The 20,668-nt window shown below is 73.0% G+C and carries 18 protein-coding genes; 11 read left to right on the top strand and 7 right to left on the bottom strand.

The genetic code is table 11. From position 1 onward, the window contains the following. The first annotated feature begins 3 nt into the window (after nt 1–3). From ACTWNK_RS05475 to ACTWNK_RS05465, 3 genes are read left to right on the top strand one after another with little or no spacing between them, the layout of a single operon-like run. A complete protein-coding gene (locus ACTWNK_RS05475) occupies nt 4–972 on the top strand; it encodes an ABC transporter substrate-binding protein (protein ID WP_474302416.1) in 969 nt (322 codons plus the stop codon). 1 nt (nt 973) lies between these two features. Further along, complete coding sequence (locus ACTWNK_RS05470; RefSeq protein ID WP_474302415.1) at nt 974–1,882, top strand: amino acid ABC transporter permease; 909 nt, start codon at nt 974–976, stop codon at nt 1,880–1,882. Between the two features lie 29 nt (nt 1,883–1,911). Continuing rightward, on the top strand, nt 1,912–2,655 hold the full coding sequence (locus ACTWNK_RS05465) for an amino acid ABC transporter ATP-binding protein (protein ID WP_474310840.1): 744 nt from the start codon (nt 1,912–1,914) through the stop codon (nt 2,653–2,655). Between the two features lie 11 nt (nt 2,656–2,666). Here ACTWNK_RS05465 and ACTWNK_RS05460 read toward each other — a convergent pair whose 3' ends face one another. The 4 genes from ACTWNK_RS05460 to ACTWNK_RS05445 all read right to left on the bottom strand — a co-directional run bounded on the left by ACTWNK_RS05460 (nt 2,667) and on the right by ACTWNK_RS05445 (nt 6,080). Beyond that, the gene (locus tag ACTWNK_RS05460; protein WP_474302414.1) at nt 2,667–3,326 is read right to left on the bottom strand and encodes a response regulator transcription factor; all 660 of its coding nucleotides are present in this window, start codon (nt 3,324–3,326) and stop codon (nt 2,667–2,669) included. Beyond that, the gene (locus ACTWNK_RS05455) at nt 3,323–4,405 is read right to left on the bottom strand and encodes a sensor histidine kinase (protein WP_474310838.1); all 1,083 of its coding nucleotides are present in this window, start codon (nt 4,403–4,405) and stop codon (nt 3,323–3,325) included. The genes ACTWNK_RS05460 and ACTWNK_RS05455 overlap by 4 nt, the downstream gene beginning before the upstream one ends. Then, nucleotides 4,405–5,028, bottom strand: coding sequence for a DUF998 domain-containing protein (locus tag ACTWNK_RS05450; RefSeq protein ID WP_474302413.1), 624 nt, complete (start codon nt 5,026–5,028; stop codon nt 4,405–4,407). Before ACTWNK_RS05450 ends, ACTWNK_RS05455 begins: the two co-directional genes overlap by 1 nt. 200 nt (nt 5,029–5,228) lie before the next feature. Next, a complete protein-coding gene (locus tag ACTWNK_RS05445) occupies nt 5,229–6,080 on the bottom strand; it encodes a universal stress protein (protein WP_474302412.1) in 852 nt (283 codons plus the stop codon). Nucleotides 6,081–6,233: 153 nt separating this feature from the next. On the opposite strand from ACTWNK_RS05445, the gene ACTWNK_RS05440 reads away from it, so the two are divergent. Beyond that, entirely contained in the window at nt 6,234–6,875 is a 642-nt protein-coding gene (locus ACTWNK_RS05440; RefSeq protein WP_474302411.1) for a response regulator, read from the top strand. Here ACTWNK_RS05440 and ACTWNK_RS05435 read toward each other — a convergent pair. Together ACTWNK_RS05435 and ACTWNK_RS05430 are read right to left on the bottom strand one after the other, a co-directional pair. After that, nucleotides 6,872–8,587: a sensor histidine kinase gene (locus ACTWNK_RS05435; RefSeq protein ID WP_474302410.1), complete on the bottom strand. Its 1,716-nt coding sequence runs from the start codon at nt 8,585–8,587 to the stop codon at nt 6,872–6,874. The two genes, ACTWNK_RS05440 and ACTWNK_RS05435, sit on opposite strands and share 4 nt — an antisense overlap. Before the next feature lie 70 nt (nt 8,588–8,657). Further along, nucleotides 8,658–9,194: a hypothetical protein gene (locus ACTWNK_RS05430; RefSeq protein ID WP_474302409.1), complete on the bottom strand. Its 537-nt coding sequence runs from the start codon at nt 9,192–9,194 to the stop codon at nt 8,658–8,660. Nucleotides 9,195–9,393: 199 nt separating this feature from the next. Between ACTWNK_RS05430 and ACTWNK_RS05425 the strand changes: the two genes are divergently transcribed. The 7 genes from ACTWNK_RS05425 (at nt 9,394) to ACTWNK_RS05395 (ending at nt 19,634) form a co-directional block, all read left to right on the top strand. Then, entirely contained in the window at nt 9,394–11,862 is a 2,469-nt protein-coding gene (locus tag ACTWNK_RS05425; protein WP_474302408.1) for an ATP-binding protein, read from the top strand. Nucleotides 11,863–11,943: 81 nt separating this feature from the next. Next, entirely contained in the window at nt 11,944–13,164 is a 1,221-nt protein-coding gene (locus ACTWNK_RS05420; RefSeq protein WP_474302407.1) for a type 1 glutamine amidotransferase family protein, read from the top strand. An 85-nt stretch (nt 13,165–13,249) separates the two neighbouring features. Beyond that, the gene (locus ACTWNK_RS05415) at nt 13,250–15,610 is read left to right on the top strand and encodes a dynamin family protein (RefSeq protein WP_474302406.1); all 2,361 of its coding nucleotides are present in this window, start codon (nt 13,250–13,252) and stop codon (nt 15,608–15,610) included. Next, nucleotides 15,607–17,181 (top strand): hypothetical protein, encoded by a 1,575-nt coding sequence (locus ACTWNK_RS05410; RefSeq protein WP_474302405.1) that lies wholly within the window; start codon nt 15,607–15,609, stop codon nt 17,179–17,181. Before ACTWNK_RS05415 ends, ACTWNK_RS05410 begins: the two co-directional genes overlap by 4 nt. After that, a complete protein-coding gene (locus tag ACTWNK_RS05405; protein WP_474302404.1) occupies nt 17,096–18,079 on the top strand; it encodes a hypothetical protein in 984 nt (327 codons plus the stop codon). Before ACTWNK_RS05410 ends, ACTWNK_RS05405 begins: the two co-directional genes overlap by 86 nt. Further along, complete coding sequence (locus ACTWNK_RS05400; protein ID WP_474302403.1) at nt 18,076–19,038, top strand: patatin-like phospholipase family protein; 963 nt, start codon at nt 18,076–18,078, stop codon at nt 19,036–19,038. The genes ACTWNK_RS05405 and ACTWNK_RS05400 overlap by 4 nt, the downstream gene beginning before the upstream one ends. Then, nucleotides 19,035–19,634 (top strand): hypothetical protein, encoded by a 600-nt coding sequence (locus ACTWNK_RS05395; RefSeq protein WP_474302402.1) that lies wholly within the window; start codon nt 19,035–19,037, stop codon nt 19,632–19,634. The genes ACTWNK_RS05400 and ACTWNK_RS05395 overlap by 4 nt, the downstream gene beginning before the upstream one ends. 4 nt (nt 19,635–19,638) lie before the next feature. On the opposite strand, the gene ACTWNK_RS05390 is transcribed toward ACTWNK_RS05395, so the two are convergent. Further along, nucleotides 19,639–20,532, bottom strand: coding sequence for a GlxA family transcriptional regulator (locus ACTWNK_RS05390; protein WP_474302401.1), 894 nt, complete (start codon nt 20,530–20,532; stop codon nt 19,639–19,641). Between the last annotated feature and the right edge of the window lie 136 nt (nt 20,533–20,668).

Genomic DNA, 20,668 nt, shown 5'->3' with positions numbered 1-20,668 from the left:
CCCGTGAACACGCGTATCCCCGCCCTCCTCGCCGTCGGCGCCCTGCTGGCCGCCACCGCCGCCTGTGGCGCCCAGTCCCTCGACTCCGGCTCGGGCACGGGCTCGGGCGATCCCGCCGCGCAGCCCGCGGCCGAGGTCGTCCTGGACCAGGCTCCCGCCGAGGAGAAGGCCGCCGACGTCATCAACGCCATCACCCCCGACAAGGACCTCGCGGCCAAGGTGCCCGCGAGTGTGAAGTCGGGCGGGCTGAAGGTCGTCTCCTCGATCGGCTACCCGCCGATGGAGCTGTGGGCCGCCGACGGCAAGACCGCGATCGGCTTCGACCCGGCGCTGGCCAGGGCCATCGCCAGGAAGCTCGGCGTCAAGTACACGCTGACCGACGAGGAGTTCAATTCCCAGATCCCGGGCGTGCTGACCGGTCGGTACGACTTCGTGATCTCCTCCATGACCGACAACCCCGAGCGTCAGGCCAAGGTGACCTTCGTCGACTACGTCCAGGCCGGATCCGGCCTGCTGGTCAAGAAGGGCAACCCCGCGGGCATCAACGGCCCCGCCGAGCTGTGCGGCAAGACCGTCTCGGTCGTGGACAACGGCTCGTCGATGGAGCTGGCGGAGAAGTACGACGCCGAGTGCAAGTCCGGCGGCGGCAAGGCCCTGAACATCCTGAAGTTCGCCGGCGACACCGAGGCCATGCTCCAGGTCAGCAACGGCCGCGCCCAGGCCACCATCACCGACTACGTCGTGGCCGCGTACAAGACCACCGACCCCAGCCTCGACCTCGACGCCATCGCACTCGAAGGCACCGAAAGCCCCTGGGGCATCGGTATGAAGCCCGACAACACCGCCCTCATCGACTCCGTCAAGGGCGCCCTCGACTCCCTGATCAAGAGCGGCGAGTACGGCAAGCTGCTCGCGGCCTGGAACCTGGACAAGCTGGCGGTCCAGTCGGCCGTGGTCAACGGCGGCAAGTAGCGTGCGCACCGAACCGATCGCCGGCCCTTCGGGGACGATGGTCCCCGTCGCCCGTACCCGACACTGGGGCCGCACGCTGTCCGCCTCGGCCGCGCTGGCGATCTTCGGCTGGCTGCTCTACCTGATCGTCGTCAATCCGAACCTGGACTGGGGCGCGGTCGCCACCTATCTGTTCAGCGAGCGGATCCTGGCCGGGGTCTGGGTCACCATCGAGCTGTCGGTGCTGGCCACGGTCCTCGGCCTGGTGCTCGGGGTGCTGGTCGCGGTGATGCGCCTGGCCCACAATCCGGTGCTGACCTGGCTGGCGACGTCCTACATCTGGTTCTTCCGCGGCACGCCCGTGCTGGTCCAGCTCATCTTCTGGTACAACCTGGCGTTCCTGTTCCCGGCTCTGGTGATCAAGATTCCGTTCACCTCGATCGGGCTGATGTGGGACACCAACCAGGTGATGACCGGCTTCACCGCCGCCATGCTGGGTCTCGGGCTGAACCTGGCCGCCTACTTCGCCGAGACCGTGCGGGCCGGTATCCAGGCCGTGGACAAGGGCCAGACCGAGGCGGCCTACGCGCTGGGCATGACACCGGCCAAGCGCATGCGGGTGATCGTGCTGCCGCAGGCACTGCGGATCATCATCCCGCCGACGGGCAACGAGTTCATCTCCATGCTCAAGACCACCTCGCTGGTCTACACGGTGGCGGGCCACGACCTGATGACCAATGCCAGCCAGATCTACAAGACCAACAACCTGATCATGGAGCTGCTGATCGTGGCGAGCCTCTGGTACCTGCTCCTGACCACCGTCGCCACCTTCCTGCAGAGCAGGCTGGAGCGCCGCTTCGGGTCCGACGCCGTACGGCTGGTGCGCCGCGGCGGCCTGGCCGCGAAGGTCTTGCCGAAGGTCGCGGCGTGAGCCCGGTCGTGCACGCCACCGGCGTGCGGATGGGCTTCGGCGACGTGCAGGTGCTCAACGGCGTCGACTTCTCGGTCGAGGCCGGAGAGGTGAGCTGCGTCATCGGGCCTTCGGGCTCGGGCAAGTCGACGTTCCTGCGCTGTGTCAACGGCCTGGAGCCGGTGCTCGGCGGCAGCCTGCGCGTGCTCGGCGAGGAGGTCGGCCACGCCCTGCGCGAGGGCAGGTACCACCCGTGGTCGCCCAAGGAGTACGCCGCCTTCCGCAGGAACATCGGCATGGTCTTCCAGCGCTTCAACCTGTTCGCCCATCACAGCGCGGCCGAGAACGTCGCCTGCGGGCCGGTCCACGTGCTCGGCACGCGGGCCGAGCAGGCGAGGAAGCAGGCGCTGGAACTGCTCGACCGGGTGGGGCTGGCCGACCACGCGCACAAGCGCCCGCACCAGCTCTCGGGCGGGCAGCAGCAGCGGGTGGCCATCGCCAGGGCGCTGGCGATGAACCCGGCGCTGATGTTGTTCGACGAGCCGACGTCGGCGCTCGACCCCGAGCTGGTCGACGAGGTGCTCGAGGTCATGCGCACGCTCGCGGCCGACGGGATGACCATGATCGTGGTGACGCACGAGATCGCCTTCGCGCGTGAGGTCGGCGACCGGCTGACCTTCTTCGCCGACGGTGTGGTCGTCGAGCAGGGCAGGCCCGCCGAGCTGCTGGCCGCTCCCGCGCACGAGCGCACGAGGGCGTTCCTGTCCAGCGTGCGCAGCTCCCGCCCGCAGTAGCCGCCCCTCGCCTACGAGCCCGGCCGTACCAGGCCGCTCTCGTAGGCGAGGATCACCAGCTGGACCCGGTCGCGCACGTCCAGCTTCGCCAGCGCCCTGGTGATGTGGGTCTTGGCGGTCAGCGGGCTGATCACCAGCCGGGCCGCGATCTCCTCGTTGGAGCGCCCCTCGGCCACCAGGACGACGACCTCGCGCTCACGCGCGGTCAGCACCGCGAGCGCCCGGTCGTCCCCCCTGGCCACGGCCGGGCGACCGGCGAACCGCTCGACCACACGCCGCGTGACGCTCGGCGACAGCAGCGCCTCACCGGCGGCGACCACGGCGACCGCGTGCCGCAACTCGGCGGGCTCGACCTCCTTGGTGAGGAAGCCGCTCGCCCCGGCCCGCAGTGCGGCGAAGACGTGCTCGTCGGTGTCGAACGTGGTCAGGATCACGACCTTCGTCGCCGGTCGTGCGGCGAGGACCCGCGCGGTGGCCTCGATGCCGTCCATGCCGGGCATCCGGATGTCCATGAGGATCACGTCGGGCTCAAGAGCACGCGCCTGACGTACGGCCTCGTCTCCGGTGGCCGCCTCGCCGACGACGGTGATGTCCTTCGAACGGCTCAGCAGGCTGCGGAAACCGGCGCGGACCAGGGCCTGGTCGTCGGCGAGCAGCACCCGGACCGTCATGTGCCCAGCGGGATACTCGCGCGCACGGCGAAACCACCCTTCCCTTCGGCCCCTTCGACGCTCAGCGTGCCGCCCAGGACGGTGACACGCTCACGCATGCCGGTCAGGCCGTGCCCCTCCACGGGGGCCGTGGCGCCCTGGCCGTCGTCGACCACCTCGACGCCCACCTCGGTGCCGGTGTAACGCAGGCGCACGTTCACCCGGGTGGCACGCGCGTGCTTGACGGTGTTGGTCAGCGCCTCTTGGACCAGCCGGTGCGTGGCGAGTGCCTGAGGGCCGGTGACCTGGGCCGGGTCGCCCTCCTCGTGCAGGTCGACGCGCAGGCCGCCCGCTCTGGCGGCCTCGGCGAGCGCGGGGATGCCCTCCAGGCCGGGTCGCGGGGCTCCGTCGCCTTCGATGCGCAGGACGTCGATGAGCGAGCGCAGGTCGGCCATGGCCCTGCCGCGTACCTCGCGTGCGGTGCGCAGGGCCTCGCGCGCCTCCTGCGGCGACTCCTCCAGCGCGTCGGCCGCCACATTGAGGTGCACGCCGACGACGGCCAGCGTGTGCGCGACGATGTCGTGCAGCTCGCGGGAGATCTCCAGCCGCTGCTCGGCGAGCCTGCGCCCGGCGTCGGCCGCACGCGCCTGCTCCATCTGGGCACGCCAGCGCGCCTGGAGGTGCCAGGCGTTGCCGGCCGCGAGCACGAGGGCGAGCCAGAGCGACTCGACCCCGGCCGAGGCGAACGCCCGGACCGGCGTGTCACCCGCGACCGCCCAGTCCCAGGCGAAGGCGTAGAGCAGCAGGAACGCCCCCACCCCGAACGCCCACCGGGTGCGCCCCGCCGCCGCGACGGCACAGCAGGCCGCACTCAGCGGCCACACCCAGCCGCCCTCGAACAGCCAGGCCCCCTGGAAGGCGACCAGCACGGCCGCCGAGGCCAGCAACACGCCGACCGGCCATCGCCGACGGGCGACCAGCAGCACGCCGAGCACGACGGCCAGCGTGCCGACGGAGGCGTCGATCGGGGCGCCGGCCAGCGCCGTCCCGGTCAGGACGGCGACGGTCGTGAGAACCGCGGGGACGAGCAGGCCGATCATCAGCACGCGCCGGCCGGTGCGGCCGAGTGCCCGGTGGCGACCGGCCGGGCGCGGGGCAGGCGGACGGCGGCCAGGGCCATCCAGCCGAGCATGGCCGCCATCGCGACGCGCTCCGTCACCCCGACCACGGGCGGCAGGGAGCGCAGCAGCATGACATCGACGAGCGTGACCACGAACACCATCATCCCAGCGACCACGGCCAGTCTCGCCCCCTTGAGCAGGACGTCCCGCGGCCAGGCCCGCCCCAGCACCACGGTCGCCACCGTGAGGGCCGCGAACGCGACCCAGGCCGCAAGGCCGTGCACACTCTCCGAGAGCGACGGGTCGTCCCACCGTCCGGGCGGATCGGCGGGGAAGATCGCGGCCAGCAGCACGCCCGCCGACCACACGCCGAGCAGCCACGTGCCCAGCCTGCTCGTCCCGGTCCGCGCCACCGCCACCGTGAGCGCGGCCCCGGCCACCGCGACCGCGACCAGGCCGAGCGGCACCAGCCACCCGGCTCCCGTGTTGACGAACCTGCTCACCGTCTCCGCGACGGGGCTCATCTCGGTGTTGACCACGTCGGAGACGGTGAAGGCCGCGGCGGCCGTGCCGGTTCCGGTGAGAACGACTGTCTTCTTCATGGCCCCAACGCTAGGGACGGGCCCCGGGGCCGGTCATCGTCCGTTCGCAGACACCTTCGCGTACACCGAACGGTGTATCCGGGCGGAAAACGCACGTGGAGAGGCTGGTCGCCGAGGGCACGGTCAAGGCGGTGTTCCGCGTCGGCGAGCGCCCCACCGCGCGCCTCGCCCGCGACCTGGCTGAGCTTCCGCAGCCCGGCTCACGAGCGCACGACGGCGACCGTGCAGTGCGCGTGGTGCAGCAAGCCACGGCAGACCGAGCCGAGCAGCAGCGCGCCCAGCGTCCCCCGGCCGTGCGAGCCGACGACGATCAGGTCGCCGGTCACGGAGGAGGCGGCCAGCACCTCGACCGGATGGCCCTGCCTGACCTGCTCGACCACGGTGATCTGCGGGTACTTCGCCCGCCACGGCGCCACGCGCCTGCTCAGCGCCTCGTGCGCCGCAGCCGCGACCTCGGCGGCGTCGTAGACGATCTCCGGCGCGTACACGAACGTCGGCGCCGTCCACGCGTGCACCGCACGGACCACGGCGTCACGCAGGGCGGCCTGCTCGAAGGCGTAGGCGAGCGCGGGTTCGACGGCGTCGCTGTCGTCGACGCCGACCACGACCGTGTCGTACGGCTCGCCCTCCCGCGCGTGCACGACCACGACCGGGCAGTGCGCCTGACCGGCCAGGTGGTCGCCGACCGAGCCGGCCAGCGCGCCCGCGAAGCCGCCCAGGCCCCTGGTGCCGATGACGATCTCGCGTGCGCCGTCCTGCTGGTCGCCGAGTACGACCGCGGGCGGGCCCTGCACCACCTGCGTGGTGACGGCGATGCCCGGCTGCCTGTCCATCGCGCGGCGCCTGGCCTCGGCGAGCACGAGTTCGGCCGCCCTGGTCAGGCCCTCCTCCAGGTCCGGCCGTGGAAAGCGGGAGACGTCGTAGGGCCAGCTCTGCACGGCGGCGACCACGCGGAGCGGCAGGCCCTGGCGTGCGGCGTCGTCGGCCGCCCAGTCGACGGCGAGTGCGGCGTGGGCGGAGCCGTCGGTGCCGACGACGATCCTTGCGGTCATGACATGTCCTCCTCGGTCACCTCCATCCGACCCCGCCGCACCGCCCGCCTGCCAGGGCCGGAAGTCCCTGACCACCGAGCCCAACGACCCTGCCACGCTTCCGGGACCTTGGTCCCTACCGGCGCACGCGCGCGAGCGGCTAGCGTGCGGAGCATGATTCGCGTGTTCCTGGTCGACGACCACGAAGTCGTACGGCGAGGCGTCGCCGCACTGCTCGACATCGAGGACGACATCGAGGTGATCGGCGGGGCGGGCACGGCCGAGTCGGCGATCGCCCGCATCCCCGCGCTCAAGCCGGACGTCGCCGTGCTCGACGTCAGGCTGCCCGACGGCAACGGCGTCCAGGTGTGCCGCGAGGCGCGTTCCAGACTGCCGGGCCTGGCCTGCCTGATGCTGACCTCGTACGCCGACGACGACGCGCTGTTCGACGCCGTCATGGCGGGCGCCTCCGGCTACGTGCTCAAGCAGATACACGGCTCCGACCTGGTCAGCGCCGTGCGCACGGTGGCGGCGGGCCAGTCCCTGCTCGACCCGCAGACCACGGCCGCCATGCTGGCCCGCCTGCGCGACAACGCCGCACGCCGCGACCCGCTGGCCGCGCTCACCGACCAGGAACGCCACATCCTCGAACTGATCGGCGAGGGCCTGACGAACCGGCAGATCGGCGAGCGGCTGTTCCTGGCCGAGAAGACGGTCAAGAACTACGTCTCGAACCTGCTCAGCAAGCTCGACATGCAGCGCCGTACCCAGGCCGCGGCACTCGCCGCCCGGCTGAAGGCCGATCGCCACCCCTAGGCGAAACGGTCCTCCGGCAGCGGCACGCTCCAGGTCAGGCGGCAGCCGCCGGTGGCGGGCGAGGCGACCGTGAACGAGCCGCCGAGGCTCGCGGCCCGCTCCTGGAGGTTGCGCAGGCCGCTGCGCCTGTCGTTCTCGCCCAGGCCGATGCCGTCGTCCTGGACGACGAGGGTCAGCCGGGAGGCGCCGACCTCGGCCGCGACGTCGACCCGGGTTGCCTTGGCATGCCGTACCGCGTTGGACAGGGCCTCGCGCAGCACCGCGAGCAGGTGGTCGGCGACCGGCGAAGGCACCTGGTTGTCGAGCTGGCCCTCCATCGTCAGGCCCGGCATGAAGCCGAGATGGCCGCGTGCGCTCTCCACCATGTCGACGATCGAGGCGCGCAGGCTCGGCTGGCCTTCGTCCTCGACCGACTGCAGGGCGAAGATGGTGGAGCGGATCTGCCTGATCGTCTGGTCCAGCTCGTCGATCGCATGCCGGACCCGGGTGGCCGCCTCCGGCCTTTCGACCAGGCGCACGGCGCTCATCAGCGTCATCGCGGTGGCGAACAGCCGTTGGATGACCACGTCATGCAGGTCCTTGGCGATGCGGTCGCGGTCCTCCAGCAGGCCGAGGCGCTCGGCGTCCTTGCGGGTGTCGGCGAGTTCGAGTGCGATGGCGGCCTGGCCGGCGTAGGCCTGCAGCGTGCGCATCTCGTTGTGCCCGAATGGCAGCCTGCCCGAACGCCTGGCCAGCGACAGCACACCGCGTACGGCCCCGGCGGCGCCGAGCGGCACCACGGCGGCGGGGCCGTGGCCGGGCAGGACCGAAGCGGGTGCGAGCCGGTCGCTGCCCGGCAGGTCGTCGACCGTGCGCACCTGCCCGTCGGTGTAGGCCAGGCCCGCGAGCGAGCCTTCGACCGGCAGCACGACATGGCCGAGCGACCCGGTGTGCGCGCCGTCGGCGATGGCCAGGCGCAGGGCCGTGCGGTCGGGGTCGGGCAGCAGGATGGCCACCAGGTCGGCGTCGGCCATCTGCCTGGCCTGCCTGGCCATCAGCGTGAGCACCTCGTGGCGGTCGGCGCCCGACAGCAGGGTGGTGGTGATCTCGGCCGTCGCGGTCAGCCAGGTCTCCCTGCGGCGCGACTCCTCGTACATGCGGGCGTTCTCGATGGCGACGCCCGCGGCGGTGGCCAGGGCGACGACGATGGCCTCGTCCTCCTCGTCGAACTCGCCGCCGCCGCGCCTTTCGGTGAGATAGAGGTTGCCGAACACCTCGTCGCGCACGCGGATGGGCACGCCGAGGAAGGAGCCCATCGGCGGGTGGCCCGGCGGGAAGCCGTAGGACTCGGGATGGTCGGAGATGCGGGCCAGGCGCAGCGGGCGCGGCTCCTTGATGAGCAGGCCGAGCAGGCCGAGGCCGTGCGGCCAGTGCTCGATCCTGGCGATCTCCTCCTCGCTCAGCCCGACCGGGATGAACTGCAGCAGCGTGTTGTCCTGCCCGACCACGCCCAGGGCGCCGAAGCTGGCGTCGACCAGCGTGGTCGCGGTCTCGACGATGCGCCGCAGCACCGTCTCCAGGTCCAGGTCGCTGCCCACGAGCACGACGGCCTCCAGCAGGGCGTGCACCCTGTCCCTGGTCGACAGCACCGCGTTGAGCCGTACCTGCAGCTCCGACAGCAGCTCGTCGAGACGCATGTTCGGGATCAGGGAGCGGGGCTCGATCTCTGCCATATCGGCAGGCTGGCAGGACACTCGCCAAACGCCCACCCGGCTGATCGGGTGGGCGTCGGCGGCCCGCGGACTACCTGAGGAAGGGATGACGCCGTACCAGCGCGGTGGTGCTCCACCACCGGCCCGCGCCGAGCGTGTCCCCGGCGTTCACCATGGCGAGCCCGGCCAGGACGACGGCGTAGACGATGTGGTCGTCGAGGAAGGGGTTGTTGGCCAGCGGCAGCTCGGCCGCCCACATCATCAGCAGGAGCAGGCCACCGCTCACCGCGGCGATCCGCACGCCCGCGCCGACGACGAGCGCCAGGCCGATGCCGAGCAGTCCGGTCATGAACAGCCAGTCGACCCAGCCCTGCCCGGCCAGTCCCGAGAAGAAGCCGCCGAGCGCGTTGTCGCCGGTGCCCTTGAGGAAGCCGGTCGTCGGGCTGCCGCCGTTGAGCCAGGCGCGCTCGGCGGGTGTGGCCAGGCCCCAGCCGAACGTCTTGTCGAGGAAGGCCCACAGGAACGTCCAGCCCAGCAGGATCCTGGCCACCGCCCAGACGTAGGCGACGGGGCGGGTGTCGTCGGCGAGCTGCGTGCCGTGCGCTTGGGACCTGGAGATGGCGGCCATGACGGCCCCTTTCTGCTCTGCTCTGCTCTGCTCTGCTTCGCCTCCATCCCATCGCCCGCCGCCTTGTCCGGGCAGTGCCGTACGGCTCGGCCTCGTTGTCCCTAAGGTCCCGGCGTCGTGGGACTTTCGGCCTTCGCCGGTGGTAACGGATGGGTGACGTGGGCGGAGCGCGCCGGGCGCGTGCAGCACAGTGTGCGGCATGGCGAAGCGTCGGGCACGGGCGGGTGGCGAGCGGTCGGTCGCGGTCGGCGGCGATCTGCGGGCCCCTGTCTTCACCGGTGACGTGCATCTGGTCGCTCCCGCTCCGCAGGCCGCCGCCGGGATGCCGGCCGCCGAGCCCGGATTCGTCGGGCGTGAGGAGGAGACGCGCGAGCTGCTGGCGTTCCTGTCGCCCGGAGGCGCGGCGCCCGGTGTGACGGCGTCGGTCGTCTCAGGGATGGGCGGGGTCGGCAAGACGGCGCTCGCGCTGCTGGCCGCGCACCGGGCGAGCGAGCTCGGCTGGTTCCCCGGCGGCGTGTTCTTCGTCAACCTGAACGGCTACGCCACCGACCCGGGCGAACGGATGGGCGCGGGGGCCGCGGCGTGCCACCTGCTGCGCCTGATGGGCACGCGTGATCTCGACATCCCCTCGACGGAGGAGGCCGCGCTGGCGTTGTACCGCTCGGCGCTGGCGGAGCGCGGGTCCAGGGTGCTGGTCGTGGCCGACAACGCCGCCGACGACGACCAGGTGCGGGCGCTGCTGCCCGCGGGAGGCGTCCACCGGCTGCTGATCACCTCACGGCACACGCTGCCGCTGCCCGCCAGGCTGCTCGACCTGGACGTGCTACCGGTCGAGACCTCGCTCGACCTGCTCGACACCGCGCTCGGCATCAGGCGTGACGACGACCGCGTGCGGGCCCAGCCGTCGGCGGCGGCGCGCATCGCCGGGCTGTGCGGCGGGCTGCCGCTGGCCCTGCAGATCGTGGCCGCCCTGCTCGCCGCCGATCCCGGCTGCCCGCCCGCCGACCTGGCCGACGAGCTCGCCGACGCCGCCGGTCGCCTCGACGTGCTGCGCGCGCCCGGCGGGTCGATCGCGGTGCGGGCGGCGTTCGAGCTGTCCTACCGGTATCTCGTACGCGACCGGCCCGAGCAGGGCAGGCTGCTGCGGTTGCTGGCCGCCGCCCCTGGGCCGGACGTGTCGCTGCCCGCCGCCGCCGCGCTGGCCGGAGGCGAGGAGCGTGCGCTGCGGCGTGAGCTGCGGGAGCTGGCCTCGGCCCATCTGCTCGTCCGCACCGCGCCCGGCCGATGGGGCATGCACGACCTGGTCAGGCTGCACACCGACGAGCACGGGCAGCCGCTGGCCGCCGAGGACGGGCGCGAGCATGCGCTCGACCGGCTGTTCGCCTGCTACCTGGCGGGTGCGGACGACGCGCTCGGCGGATTGCGGGCCGTCGAGGAGGACGGCAGGCGGGAGGCGCTGACCTGGTTCGACGCCGAGCACGGCGCTCTCGTCGCCGCCGTGGCCGTGGCCGCCCGGACCGGCAGGCACGAGGTGGCGGTCGAACTGCCCGCCCGGATCGGCCCGTACCTGCACTGGCGCCGCCACATCCACGACAGTGTGGGCGTCGCCTCCCTGGCCGTACGGGCGGCGCGTGCGATCGGCGTCCCGGTGCGTGAGGCCGGTGCGCTGAGCGGGCTCGGCGACGCGCTCGTCGTGGCCGGGCGTTTCGGTGAGGCCGTCGCCCCGTGCGAACAGGCCGCCGCCCTGCACGGCAGGCACGGCACGCGGCACCAGGAGGCCACCGCCCTGCTGCACCTCGGCCACGCCCTGAGCGGGACACGGCGTTTCGGCGAGGCCGTCACCGCCCATCGCAAGGCCGCCAAGATCTTCGCCAGGCTCGGCGACCGGCACGGCGAGGCCGTGACGCTGAACGGCCTGGCGGTCTCCCTGCGCGAACTGCGACGCTTCGCCGAAGCCGTCACCGCCTGCCGCAGAGCCGCGAGCGCACACCACGAGCGCGGCGACAGGTACTGCGAGGCGACCGCCCTGGGCAACCTCGGCCTCGCCCTGACCGACGTGCGCGACTTCGAGCAGGCCGTCACGACGTGCCGCCGGGCCGCCGCCCTCTTCCACGAGGACGGCAGGCGGCACGACGAGGCCCTCGCCCTCAACGCGCTCGGCACGGCGCTGCGCGAGAGGGGCCGGCCGCAGGAGGCCGTCACCGCGCACACCGAGGCCGTCGCGATCCATCACGCGCTCGGCGACCACCACCACGAGGCCATCGCCCTGAGCTGCCTGGGCGTCGGCCTGAGGCACGTCGGCCGCTTCGCCGAGTCGGCCGACGCCTGCCGCCGGGCCGCCGACGCCTTCCGCGAGAGCGGCGAACGGCACCAGGAGGCGATGGCGCTCGGCGGCCTCGGCCTGGCGCTGGGCGAGCTCGGCCGGGCCGAGGAGGCGATCGAGGCCCAGCGCGGCGCCGCCGGCGCCTTCCGCGAGCTCGGCGCCGGGCACGACGAGGCCATCGCGCTCAACAACCTGGGGCTCGCCCTGTGCCAGGCCGGACGCCTCGACGAGGTCGACGCGCCCTGGAGCCGCGCCGCCGCCCTGTTCGAGGCCGCCGGGGACGCCCACCGTTTCCGGCTCGTCCAGACCAATCGCGGCGCGGTGCGGGCCATGCGCGGCCGGTAGGCCCTTGCGGCAGGAGCCCGGCCGTGCGTCGCTGAAAGCGCACGGCCCGGACGCCGGGCCGAGACGGAGAGGTGGGCGACGATGACGCGGCGGCCTGGGACGCTCGTACTGATCGGCTCGGGCGAGACGAGCCCCACCATGGTCGAGGTACACCGCTCGGCCGCCGCGCGGCTGGGCCCGCGACCACGTGCCGTGCTGCTCGACACCCCCTACGCCTTCCAGGAGAACGCGGCCGACGTCTCGGCCAGGGCCAGGCGCTACTTCGCGCACAGTGTGGGGCTCGACGTCGTGACCGGCACGGAGATCGTGACGGCGGACTGGGTGTTCTCCGGGCCAGGCAGTCCGACCTATGCGCTGCGGCGCTGGCGTGCCACATCGGCGGCGGGCGAGCTGCGGGCCAGGATCAGGGCCGGGAGGGGCGTCACGGTGCTCGCCTCGGCCGCGGCCTGTACGGCGGGCGTGTTCGCCGTGCCCGTGTACGAGATCTACAAGGTGGGCGCCGATCCGCACTGGTGTGAGGGGCTCGACCTGCTCGGGGAGATCGGCCTGCGGGTCGCGCTGATCCCGCACTACGACAACGCCGAAGGCGGCACGCACGACACCAGGTTCTGCTACCTCGGCGAACGCAGACTCGCCCAGATGGAAGGCGACCTGCCCGACGACGTGAGCGTCCTGGGCATCGACGAGCACACGGCCCTGGTGCTCGACCTGGACCGTGGCGAGGTACGCGTGGCGGGCCGAGGCGCCCTCACCGTGCGCAGAGCCGGGCGCGAGACGGTGTGGCACGCGGGGACGACCGCGCCGCTGGCCCGGTTACGCGCCCTGACCAGCGGCGACCTGACCGGCGAGGCCTCGTCGCCCACCCGGCGCACCGCCGACGCCGTACCCGATCGCCGGCCCACACTGGCCGAGGCGCTGCTCGCCTGCGAGCGGCGTTTCGAGGCCGCCATGGCCGCGACGGCCACCGCCGAGGCCGTCGCGGCCGTGCTCGCGCTGGAGGAGGAGCTGGCCCGCTGGTCCGCCGACACCGAGCAGGACGCGGGCGGCGTCGGCGAGGCCAGACTGGTGCTGCGCCGCGTCATCTCCCGCCTGGCCGACCCCCGCGCCCTGCTGGGCCCGATCGTCGACCGCCTCCTCGTCCTGCGCGGCGAACACCGCAGGACCGGCGCGTACGGCGACGCCGACATGCTGCGCACGGCGCTGGCCGAGTGCGGTGTCCGTGTCGAGGACACCCCCGACGGGCCGCGCTGGAGCCTGTCCGGATCCGGCCAAATCCCCCCATGCGACCCGAGCACGGTGTAACACGTCGGATGCGGTCCGCGATCAGTACAGAGCAAGTCGACCGGCCTGTCGTTCCGCCCGACCCCAGTGCGCACGGAGGCATGCGATGACGACCACCGGCAACGAGGACGACAGCCGGTCCATCGAGGAGCTGCACCAGGACGTGATCCGCTCCTTCAACCGGATCCTCGCCCTGGTCGAGCACGCGCAGGCGCTCGGCGTCCAGGGCGACCTGCACGACGACAGGTTCAGGCAGGACCTCCAGGCGCATCTGGCCCACGTCCGGGACCTGCAGCTCCTGATGCCGATCGTCGCGCCGATGAAGGCGGGCAAGTCGACGCTCATCAACGCCATCGTCGGCTACCAGCTGCTGCCCTCGCGGGCCAATCCCATGACCACACTGCCGACCAAGATCCTGCTGATCGAGGGCATGGACCTGGACTCCCCCGAGCTGCTGATCCCGCGCACCACCCTCGACCTCTACTCCGAGCTGGAGCGCAAGGTCGTCCATGCGCTGGTCCGGGGCGGCGAGGTCCCGAGGAAGCACGCCTACCTGAACGAGCTGGCCGCCTCCCTGCGCCACGGCACGGCGGCCCCGCTCGCCCTCGCCTACCGGGGCGCGGCCGACGTGCACAGGATCCTGGCCAGGCTCAACGACGAGATGCGCCTGGCCGCGCTGCTCATCGAGGAGGAGGACTTCCTCGGCCGTATCTCCGAGCTGCCCGAGCTGCGGACCGGCTACGTGCACCCGTTCGGGGCCGGAAGGTCGAGGGGCGGGCAGCTGGCGATCATCGACACGCCGGGCCCCAACGAGCACGCCATCGCCACCCGGCTCGGCCCGGCGCTGGAACGCCAGCTCGCCGCCGCGCACATCGTCCTCGTCGTGCTCGACTACACGCAGATGGGCAGCGACGCCGCCGCCGACATCGAGGGCCGCCTGGCCAGACATCTGTCGATCATCGGCTCGGAACGGCTCTACGCCGTCGTCAACAAGATCGACGCCCGCAAGTCCAGGGACGACCTGAACGTCGCCGACACCCGCGAAGCCGTACGGCACAGCCTCAAGATGAGCGACGCCGAGGCGCACACGCAACTGTTCGAGACGGTGGCCAACTGGGGGCTGCTCGGCTCGCGGGTGCTGGCCGAGATCAGGCTGCGCGGCGACGACTTCCAGGTCACCCGGAGCGAGGCCGCCGCCTCGATGCTGCGTGAGCTGCACCCGCTCGACGACGACGAGGAGCTCGCCGAGCGGCTGAAGGGCGTCACGGCGCAGGACCTGAAGCACGACGCCGAGCTGTTCCTCAGGCGGAGCAAGATCCCGGCCCTGCTCGGCACCGTGGTCGCCAGGTTGCGGCTGACGGCGGGGCCGCAGGTCATCGACGCGGGGCTGCGCCGCTACGAGGCCGCGCTGAGCGACCTGGCCGCGATCGTCTCCCTGGAACGCAGTGCGGTGAGCGAGGACGCCGAGGCGGTGGAGAGGCAGCTGGCCGCGCTGAGCGCCGAGATGGACCTGCTGCGCCGCTACCGCGACAACCGGCCCAACGTCACCGAGCTGCAGCGGCGCTTCAAGAACAGCGTCGACCAGTTCACCAACGAGCTGCGGGCGCACGGCGACCACTACATCCGGATGATGGGCGTGGACTCGCCCCCGCCGTACGAGCCGGCCGACGGCTGGGAGTCGGCGAGGTCGGGGATACGCGCGCTGGCCGACGCCTTCGCCCATCTGTTCTCCGACCGGCCGAAGGCGGACAAGCGTGAGTTCGCCACGCTGGAGGAGGCCAACCGGTTCAAGGACGAGATGGCGGGCGCGGTCACCGGGCAGCTGCGCGAGCTGCTCGACTTCGGGCGCTCGCGCCTGGACGCGCAGGTCAGGCAGATCACCGGCCAGATCGTCGTCGAGCAGGAGCGGCAGATGCGCGGGCTCATCGACAGGGCCGCGCAGACGTTGTCCACGGCGTTCAAGGTCAAGCTGCGGGTGCCCAAGACCGTCATCCGCGCCAAACTCCCCGGCTCGGTCGCCGATCCGCAGTCGCGCGTCGAGGTCAGGGACGTGGAGTACGAGGAGATCGAGTCCACGCGCCTGTGGTACACGCTCTGGCTCAAGAAGAAGGACGTCACCGTCGTCAAGACACGGCCGGTGTCGGTGGAGGTCTACACGGTGTCGAGGAAGAGCGTGATGCAGCAGCTCGCCAAGGCCTTCCACGCCCAGCTCGACGAGGCGCGCGGCAAGCTGCACGAGCATGTCGCCACCCGGGTCACCGGCGAGGTCACCGCGTACTACGACCGGCTCGGCGACTACCTCCAGCGCTACCACGACACGCTGACCCGCTCGCTGGACCTGCAGAAGCAGGACGAGGAGCTGCGGCTGCGGCACCGCAGCGCCTTGATCGAGCTCGAACGCGACGTGAACGAGGAGCTGGCGGTGCTGCACGACCACCGCCTGCGCCTGCCGTCCGACGGCCCATGACGGGCGACCTCGACGCTCTGCTGCGGGAGGCGCTGACCTGGAGCGCTCGCGCCCATCCCTCGGCCGCGGACCCGCGTGCGCTCAGGGCGGCCGACCAGGCGGCGCGCTCGCTCGTTCCCGTGCTCGAAGGCCTGGCCTCGGCCGCCGTGCTGCATGCGCGCGGGCGGGCGGGCGTCGCCGCGGCCGAGGTGGCCGCGCGGCGCAAACGCAGGCGTCGCCACCCGCCTTACCCGGGCAAGGCGGGCAGGCGGCTGCACGCCGCGACGCTGGCGATCGCCTGCTGGCAGGAGCTCGCGGTCCGCCTCCGGCGTCTCGAACGCGCCTGGGCCGACCAGCACGAGCCCGACCCGCGCGGACTGAGCCCCGCCACCGGGACGGCGCTCGCCTGGATCGCCGGGAACGCGGCCGGGCGACTCCCCCCATCACGCCTGGCCGATCTGCGACGGCTGGCGGCGGGCAAGGCCGTCGAGGCCCGCATCCCCGTCGTGGGGCCGATGAACGCGGGCAAGTCCGCCCTGCTGTGCGCGCTGCTCGGCCGGGACCTGGTGCCGCATCGCGCACAGCCGATGACCGTGCTGGCCACCCGGCTGATCCTCGACCCGAAGGCGCGTTGCGGCTCCGAGCCCGTCATGCGGCCCGACCCTCGCCTGGCCGCACGGGTGGCCGACCTGGTCGATCTCATCGGCAAGCGGCTGGCGGACGGGTCGCCGCCCGAGCTCGACGGGCAGCCCGCCCTGGCCAGGTTCGCCCGCGAGCTGGGGCCGCGCTCGCTCGCGCCGCGCAAGGCCGTGCACGGGACCGACGCGGTGTGCCGCCGGCTGTTCAAGCTCAACGAACTGGCCAGGCTCGCCCTCCTGCTGCTGCCGGAGGCCCGCACGCGCGCGCTGGCCCGCTGGGTGCCCGAGGTACGCCTCCCGGCGGACGGGTGCGGGCGCGCGGCGTTCGTCGACACGCCGGGGCCGGGCGGCAGGACCGGTGTGGAGCTGCTCGACACCGTCGTGGCCGGGCAGCTGGCCGAGGCGCACGGCTGTGTGGTCGTGCTCGACTACACCCAGCTGGGCAGCCTGGCCCAGGCCGGGTTCGCCGAGCGGGTCAGGCCGTACCTGGCCGGGCTCGACCCCTCGCTGGTGTGGATCGTCGTCACGCGGGTCGACCAGCGGCAGAGCTCGGCCGACCTGGACCGTGACACGACCTCGGCGGCCGTACGCGACCTGCTCGGGCTGCCCGGGGCGGCGACGTTCGAGGTGTCGCTCACCTGGGCGGCGCGTGGCGGGCGCTGGCTGGCGCGCTCGGGCGTCGAGGAGGTGCGCGCGGCCGTCACGGCATCGGCCCTGTGTGTGCCCGGCCTGGCCGTGACGCGGACGGCCGTCGCGGGCCTGGGCGCCACGGGCCCGCCGACCCGGCGGATGCGCGCGGAGCTGGCCGATCTGACCTGGGCGATGGAGAGGACGAAGCGGAGTGTCGATCAGCGCGGAAGCACGGCGCATGGCGCAACACCTGCCGGGAGTGGCCGATCGCAGGCTGCTGGAGCTGGTCAACGGCCTCGGCGTGGCCAGGGGCGTGACGGCTGACCGCGCCGAGGCCGGAGTGATCGCCAGGCTCGCCGACGCCGTGACCGGGCAAGGGCTGGAGAAGCAGCTGCTGACCTTCCGCGCGCTGGTCGTCGGCCAGCGCGCGCTCACCGACGCCGCCGCCGAGGCCAACAGGTCGGCCGCCGTCACCGACCTGGCGCTGGCCCGTGTCGCCGAGCACCTCAGGCAGGTCAAGGCGGTCACCGAGGCGACGCGGCACGCCCAGCGCAGCCTCTCGGCCGAGGTCGGGGAGCTGGCCGCCTTCGTCGACGGCCATCTCCAGGTGGTCGGCGAGCGCTTCCGCGTGCTGGAGGAGTGGCGTGCCTCGGTCGATCTCAGGTACGCGGCCGACCGCGACCTCGACGAGGTGGCGGCGGCCGCCGCGAGCGCCTATCGAGGCGTGCCCTGGCCCTACCAGGCGATCCTCATGGCCAGGCAGCTCGCCGCAGGGCCGTGCGGCAGGTGGGACGCCCAGCACGGCGAGCGGACCTACGCCCCCAGGGCGGCCAGGACGGTCCTGGCCTCGGTGGAGCGGGTAGCCGAGGCTCCGGCCAGGGCGATCGTGTTCGTCAAGGAGTTCGACGAGGCCTGGGAGCAGCTGAACTCGCCCGAGCGCTGCCTGCTGCTGGCCGAGGTGCTCGACAGCGGCCTGCGCCCCGAACTCGCACTCGACGACCGGCCGCTGGCCCGGACGGCGGCGCTGACCATGGAGCTGGCCTCCCTGCCTGAGGAGGCCAGACCGGACAGCCCGGCCCGTACGGCGCTGGCCCTGAGCAGGCGCCGGGTCGGCCCGCTCGACGGCGGCGCCACCGCCGGGCGTTTCGTCGAACTCGTCGTACGCGAGCAGTTCGACCTGGCCGCCGAGTCGTGGCGGCGCTGGGAGGCGGTGAGCCGATGAGCGAGGGCTGCTTCGGCGGGAGGGCGCGGGTCGGGCTGGTGCTGGCGGGTGGCGGCGCCAAGGGGGCCTATCAGGTGGGGGTGATCGACTACCTGGCCGAGGCCGGTGTCGATGTCACCGCCGTGGCCGCGGCCAGCATCGGCGCGCTGAACGCGGCCGTCGTGACGACCTCGCCCTCCCTCGGTGCGGCCGCCGTACGGCTGCGCGGCCTGTGGGAGGAGGTCGGCGCGGTCACCGGCGACGGGCGGCGCGGCCTGGTGGCCATGAGCCGAGGCCCGGTGCTCGCGCCCGGCTTCGTCGAGGGCCTGCTGCGCACGCATGTCGACATGGCGTCGCTGCCGTCCGGCCTGCCGTTCTGGGTGTCGGCCTTTCCTTCGACGCCGCCCGAGGGCCTGTGGGCGGCCGACGTGCTGAGCGCGGCGACGGGCGTCCAGTCGCACTGGATCAAGGTCAACGACCTCACGCCCGCCGAACGCGTCCAGGCGGTGCTGGCCAGTTCGGCGCTGCCGCCCGTGCTGCCCGGCCGCTGGGTGGGCGGGCGTTTCTACCGTGACGGCGGTCTCGGCGGCGCCTACGCCAACGCGCCCGCCGGGCCGCTGGTGGCCGGGTGCGAGCTCGACCTCATCCTGGTGACCATGCTCACCCGAGGCGTGCTGTGGGACGCGGGCCGCTTCCCCGATGCGAAGATCCTGGAGATACGCCCGGACGAAGCCCTGAGCGCGCCCGGCCCGACCGGCGCCGCGACCGGGCTGCTCGACTTCTCCCCCGCCCGCCTCCGGCGCCTGCGCGCCCAGGGCTACCGTGACGCCAGGAGCACCGTCGAGCTCGCCGAGAGCGTGATCTGCTCGGCGCACGCCAGACGCAGGGCCCAGGACGTCATGCTCGACGCCGTCGACGCGCTCGACGACCCGCACACTGGACAGGACCCGCCGTCCCTGTCACCCGGAGGTGCGCAGTGATCGCCGAAGAGTACGGCTACGCCGTGTTGCCCGGTCCCGCCGTCCGCAGCCCGGGTGTCGAGCAGGTGCTGCGGCGGCGGGAGCGCGGCGGTCTGGTCTGGGCGGCGGCCGTGCTGATCCCCTTGGCCGTGCTCGCGGCGGTGCTGCTGCCGAGGCCGGGAGCGGCGGGCGCGATGGGAGTCGCCTTCCTGGTTCTGTTCGCCGCGGCGGCCGGGCTGGTGGCGTTGTGGCGCCGGGCACGGGGGCGGGAGCGGCTGGTGCTGGAGACCTACGGCTGGCAGGTGTGGCCGTGCCAGGGCAGGTCGGTGCGCGTGGTGGCCGCGAGCGGCGAACGGTCGGGCGGAAGACGCTGGAGCTCCGACGGCAGGGTGGTGCTGCTGCAGCCCGACGGCCAGAGCCACTGCTCCTTCCCGCCTCCGGGACGCGGTGCGGGCGGCGAACAGGTGTGGTTCGCCGGCGACACCAGATACGGCGGTGTGCTCGCCGTACCCGGCGGGCTGCCCTTCCGCTACGTCACCCGGGCCAGGCCGGGCACGCGGAAGGGCAGCGGCGCCGAGGACGAGCTGGCCCGCAGGTCGGGCCTGAGGCGTTCCTGACGCCTCACCCGCCGAACGCCCGCCGGTAGGCTCTCGGCGGCACGCCGTGACGCTTCACGAAGTGGTCGCGCAGGGCGCCGTCGGAGCTGAAGCCCACCAGGTGCGCCACCTTCTGGATCGGCAGGCCCGTCGTCTCCAGGAGCTCTTCGGCCCGGTCGAGGCGTTGGTCGAGCAGCCAGGCGTGCGGTGTGGTCCCGGTGGCCTGGCGGAAACGGCGGGCGAACGTGCGCGGGCTCATCAGGGCGTGCTTGGCGAGGTCCTCGACCGACAGCACCTCGCGCAGCCGGTCGCGCGTCCCGGCCAGGACGTCGGCCAGGCCGGTGTCGTCGAGTTCGGTGCCCTCGTCGGCGAAGGCGGGAAGGTAGTGCACCTGCCCGCTCTCCCTGCGCGGCGCGACCATCGTCTCCCTGGCCACGACATTGGCCACGGCGGCGCCGTGCTCCCTGCGCAGCAGATGCAGGCTCATGTCGACGCCCGCGGTCGCGGCCGCGCCGGTCAGGATCCTGCCCTCGTCGACATAGAGCGCCTGCGGCTCCACGAGGACCTGCGGGTAGCCGGCGGCGAGCATGTCGGTGCAGCCCCAGTTGGTGGTGGCACGCCTGTCGTCGAGCAGTCCGGTCTCGGCCAGCAGGAACGTGCCCGTGCAGTACGCGGCGACGATCGCGCCCCGCCGGTAGGCCGCGCGCACGGCCTCGGCGACGGGCTCACGCAGGCTCAGCGGCCTGCGCGTCGTCGGCAGCAGGATGATCAGGTCGGCGTCCTTCATGACCTCCGGACCGTGCTCGACCTCCATCAGCAGGCCCAGGTCGGTCCGCAGGCCGCCCGCGCGGTCCGCGCACACGCGCAGGCTCATGGGCGGCAGCCCCATCGCCGAGCGATCGGCGAACACGGCGCTCATCGAGCTCACCCCGAGCGAGCTCACCCCGTCGGTGGCATAGGCGACCACCGACCGGAAAGGCGTACGCGCACAACAGGGCGGGCTCGGCGCCCGCCAGCCTTCCGCGATCTGACATCTGTTCTGACCGGACCGCAAT

Source organism: Nonomuraea sp. IBHARD001 (genome assembly GCF_056106265.1).
This window is presented reverse-complemented; position numbering and strand designations above follow the sequence as displayed.